Consider the following 4,878-nt stretch of genomic DNA (forward strand, 5'->3'; position numbering starts at 1 on the left):
AGCAACTATGTGATGCCGCAAAACTTTTAGGGATACAAGTAATCGACCATATTATTGTGACTAAAAATGAACATTTTAGTTTTCAAAGTGAAGGACTTTTAAAAATATGAATATGAAATTATCAAAATACGAAATACAAGACTTAATTGAAAGATTGCAAAAGGGAGAAAATATTCCTGATGACTATAAATACAAATTATTTCCTGCAAAGCAAAAGGAATATGAGTTGGTTTATGGTGGCAAAATGCGTAAAGAAGATGTTTTAGCAAATGAAGATGGTGTTTTCCCAGTTCCACTACAAGTAGAGAAAATATTCAACGGTAAAAGAAAAACTTGGAAAGATGGTTGGAAAAATATTATTGCTTTTGGAGATAATCTTCAATTTTTAAAAACAATCTATGAAAACAAAGACCCTTTAATAAAAGACAAGATAAAAGGTAAAGTTAAACTGATATATATTGACCCACCTTTTGCAACTACTGACGAATTTCAAAATAAGGAAGGAACAAAAGCATATAACGACAAGAAAAAAGGAGCTGAGTTTGTCGAATTTATTAGAAGAAGATTAATTTTAGCTAAAGAAATTTTGCATAATGAAGGAAGTATTTTTTTACATTCTGATTGGAGAATGTCTTCATATTTGAAAATAGTATTAGACGATGTTTTTGGAAAAGATAAATTTGTAAATGAAATAGCAGTTTGTTATTCTGGCCCGTCAAATCAAAAGAAAAATTTTCCACGAAAACACGATAATATATATTTTTATAGAAAAGGAACTACAAGTATTTTTAATGTTGATACAACGAGAGTATCTTATAAAAAATCAAACTTTGCAACAGGAAAAACTTCACTTGCAGGCAGAGCAGATGATGAACGCCTTAAAGAACTTGACGATCAGGGAAAACAAATTGAAGATTATTGGACAGATATAAGGACGGGTTCTCACATACCTAAAATAATCAGAGAAAGTGCAGGTAATTATCCGACATTGAAAGACGAGAAGTTACTTGAACGAATAATTTTAGCAACTACAAATGAAAATGATATTGTATTAGATTTTTTTGCTGGTTCAGGTACAACCGCATCAGTTGCTGAAAAATTAAATCGTAAATGGATTACTTGTGACATTGGCAAATTATCCTTTTATACAATCCAAAAACGTATTATAAATATTGGGAAAAGTAATTCAATTGAAAAGCCGAAAAAGAAATACACTAAACAAGCAAAAAGTTTTGTTACAGTAAATACAGGTCAATATGACCTTGAAAAAGTATTTAATCTTAAAAGTGCAGAATATTCAAATTTTGTTCTTAACCTTTTTGAAATTGAACCAATCAAGAAAACAATTAGCGGGATAAAAATAAATGGAGAACGCAAAGATGGACATTATGCCTTAATTTGGCCATATTGGGAATTTGAAGACGCAACTGTTGATAAAGAGTATTTACATAATTTACATTCTAATATTGGGAAAAAGGTTGGAGATAGAATTTACATCGTTGCACCAGCAAGTTATGTCGATTTTATAAGTGACTATTATGAAATTGATAATGTCCGTTATTACTTTTTAAAAGTTCCTTACCACATTATTAAAGAGCTTCACAAGGTACAATTCAAGAAATTTAGACAACCACAAAGTAAAAAGAATGTAAATGATTTGGAAGATGCTATTGGTTTTCATTTTATGAAACAACCTGAAGTTAAAACTGAAGTAACAATATCCACAAAAGATGTTAAAATAAGTATCAAAAAATTTCATTCTGATTTTAGCGAAGATGAAAAAGGAAAAGAGTTAGGAAATCTTGAAAGCTTGGCAATGGTATTAATCGATAAAGATTTTGACGGACAAGCCTTTGATATGGACGAATATTATTTTGCTGAAGATTTATTGCCAAAGAAAAAAGATAAAAAGGATGAGGAAAATGTTGGAGAAGAATTGAAGAAAACCAAAGAGATTAATTTACCATCAATTCCGAAAAAAGATTGTGGGAAAAACCTAATGATTATCTACATTGATATTTTTGGAAATGAATTTAAAGAAAAGTTTGAGATTAAATAATATGGAAGAAATAAAACGCTATAAAACATCAGACCTTGTATTAAAAGTTGATAAAAACTATGACCCCACTCAACTTCCTTTACAAGACTGGGATAGATATATTGATATTTTAGTAAATGACAGGCAATATCAAAAAGAAGCAATAATTGACGCTGTAGTATTTTTAGCTTCTGGTTTATATAAAAATACAAGTGAATTAGTAGAAAACAATTGGAATGAAAGCTCAAATATTGAATTGAAAAATCGTTATTCCGATTTAGATGATTATTTGCATCATTTACAAATCCCAACAAAACTTTCTGCCTCAATTGACCTTGCTACTGGAACAGGGAAAAGTTATGTAATTTATGGTATTGCCCAAATAATGCTTGGTCTTGGCTTGGCAGACAGGGTTTTAGTTTTGTGTCCTTCACTAACAATTGAAGATGGTTTAACAGAAAAATTTATTGATTTAAGTTCTGACAGTAAATTATTAAAAGCAATTCCTGAAAATGCAAAATGGAAAAATCCATCAATTAAATCGGCAGATGTAACAATTAAAGAAGGTGATATTTGCATTGAAAATATTCACGCTGCTTATGAAACAACAGGTTCTTCAATAAAAGATAGTTTTAAAGGAAATGGTGAAACAACATTGGTCTTAAATGACGAAGCTCATCATATCTACAACAAAGTTGAAGGACGCAGTAAGGAAAATACAAGCCTAAAAAAATGGAAAGAATTTTTACTAAACCCCGAATTTAATTTTAAATATATTGTAGGTTTTACCGGTACGGCATATATTGAAGATGAATATTTTAATGATGTGATTTATCGCTATTCGTTACGCCAAGCAGTTGATAATCAAATGGTGAAAATGGTTGATTACATTAGTAAAGATGAAAATCTTGATAAGGATATAAAATTCCAAAAAATTTATGACAATCACGACCACAATAAACAGAATTATCGAAAAATTAAACCGCTAACAATTCTGATTACCAAAGACATTAAAAATGCCAAAAGATTGCTTGCTGATATTTCTGAGTTTTTGATAAAACAAGAGAGCTTGAGTGAAGATGAAGCGAAAGAAAAAACTTTAATTGTAACTTCACACAACGACCACAAAGCGAATATTCAAAAATTAAAGGAAGTTGACAATAAGGATAATCCAATTGAATGGATTGTTTCTGTTTCAATGCTTACAGAAGGTTGGGATGTGAAAAATGTTTTTCAAATCGTACCTTGGGAAGATAGAGCATTTAATTCAAAGCTTCTTATTGCTCAAGTTTTAGGACGTGGTTTACGAATACCGCTTGAATACCAAAATCCGCAACCAAAAGTTAGGATTTTTAACCACGATGCGTGGAGTAGAAATATAAAAGGGCTTGTTGATGAAATACTTGAAATTGAGAAAAGGCTTATTTCGGTTCCATTAGTAAAAGGAGATAGAAATAAACATCATTTTAAAGTTCATCATATTGATTATTCAAAAAAAGCGACAACAAAAGAAGCTACAAAAGACCACACAGAATTTGATTATACAAAAGGGTTTATTGAACTTCAATCACAAGTAGAAGAAAGCGAAAAAGAAAGTGAATATACTGATTTTTCAGGTGCTATAAACTCAAAAAAGACACTAATTCATTACAATACGTATACAATAGATGAAGTTGCAAATAAAATTGTAGATGAACTGAAAGTTAGAAACTGGGAAGGAAAAATATTAAAATTACCAACAGGGGATTATTCAAAACAGAAACTTCCACCAAAAAACGAAATAACTAAGATTATTCGCACTTCAATGGATAAAGTGGGGATTAAAGGGAATAGATTAGTTGAAAAAAATCGCAATAAGATATTGAACAGTTTCAATACGCTTTTAAGAAAAGCAGGGAAAACGGTTGTGTATCAAAAAGAAGCTCAAAAGCCATACACAATAGACACTAAAGAAATGAATAGAGAAAGTATGGCTCTTGGAAATTTAAGGCATAATGCAACTGTTTTTTACTCATCTGATTTTAAAACAGAAATTAACGAGAAAAATTTAGAGTTATTAAATATCGTAATTGAAGATGAAGGTTTGCCAAGAAGTGCATCGAAAGAGATAAACAAATATCTATTTAAAACACCATTAGATTTAACTTTTTCTAAAGCGACACCAGAACGAACATTTATAAAAGAACTTTGCGAAACTGAAAATGCAAAGAAAATTGAAAGTTGGCTAAAGTCAAGAGATATGAATTTCTACTCAATTGAATATTCAATAACTTCTATTGGTGGAAAACACTCAAAAATCCAATCTTTCAATCCTGACTTTTTCTTAAAATTAGAGAATGGTAAAACAAAACATTTTGTAATTGTTGAAATTAAATCTGACGGTGATGTAACCGATGAAAATAAGGCAAAATTGAAATACGGAGTTCAACACTTTAAAGACTTAAATAAGGAATTAGAGAAGCTAAAAATAGACGAAAAATATCATTTCCATTTTTTAAGTCCGAATTCTTACGATGTATTCTTTGACCATTTAAGAAACGGAATATTGAAGGAATTTGACTTTAGAAGCGATTTGGAAGATAAATTATTGGCAAAAACTGATGAATAAAGCCAACCCGAAAGCCATACACATTTGCAATTCCCACGAGCCAACGCTTGACCAAAAATTGCAAAAGAGTATGTCTTGCCAACGCACAGGTAGAAATGGAAATTGTAGCAAATTTGAAAGATAAAATGATTGAAAACAAGGAATGCCAGTGCCTAATCGAGTAGGCGGCTGATGGCAAAATAGCCACCAGTGCACCTCTCACACCACTAAGCGTACGGGTCTCGTACTTAGC

General features: G+C 30.6%; 2 protein-coding genes. Both read left to right on the forward strand.

Annotated features, from left to right (window positions below; all coding sequences use genetic code 11):
* Nucleotides 1-112 precede the first annotated feature (112 nt).
* Nucleotides 113-2,059, forward strand: coding sequence for a site-specific DNA-methyltransferase (locus HN894_13855; GenBank protein MBT7144409.1), 1,947 nt, complete (start codon nt 113-115; stop codon nt 2,057-2,059).
* Between the two features lies 1 nt (nt 2,060).
* Entirely contained in the window at nt 2,061-4,646 is a 2,586-nt protein-coding gene (locus tag HN894_13860; GenBank protein ID MBT7144410.1) for a DEAD/DEAH box helicase family protein, read from the forward strand.
* Nucleotides 4,647-4,878 lie beyond the last annotated feature (232 nt).

Source organism: Bacteroidota bacterium (genome assembly GCA_018692315.1).
Lineage (GTDB): Bacteria > Bacteroidota > Bacteroidia > Bacteroidales > JABHKC01 > JABHKC01.